Source organism: Klebsiella sp. ME-303, assembly GCF_007910085.1.
In the GTDB taxonomy this organism is placed as follows: Bacteria; Pseudomonadota; Gammaproteobacteria; order Enterobacterales; family Enterobacteriaceae; genus Klebsiella; species Klebsiella michiganensis.
In genome coordinates, this window is sequence record NZ_VOJB01000100.1 from 559 (window position 1) to 821 (window position 263).

The 263-nt window shown below is 49.4% G+C and carries 2 protein-coding genes; both read right to left on the reverse strand.

The features are described 5' to 3' along the window. The coding region (gene rpsQ / locus FQK12_RS27785; protein WP_261393153.1) for a 30S ribosomal protein S17 at positions 1-173 on the reverse strand (173 nt) is incomplete at its 3' end. Beyond that, positions 173-263, reverse strand: a 91-nt coding sequence (rpmC, locus tag FQK12_RS24045) for a 50S ribosomal protein L29 (RefSeq protein WP_146295787.1), incomplete at its 5' end; no start/stop codon positions are given. The genes rpmC and rpsQ, both read right to left, overlap by 1 nt.

The window sequence follows — 263 nt, forward strand, 5'->3', positions numbered from 1 at the left end:
ACGTCGCCGATACCGCATTCGTTGTTCTCGTCATGTACGTGCAGTTTGGTCGTACGCTTGATGAATTTGCCGTATACCGGGTGTTTCACCATACGTTCGATAGCAACAACAATGGATTTCTCCATTTTGTCGCTAACCACGCGACCTTGCAGAGTACGGATTTTATCGGTCATTACGCACCCGCCTTCTGAGTCAGTAAAGTCTTAACGCGTGCAACATCACGACGCACTTGCTTCAGCAGATGAGTCTGTTGCAGCTGGCCA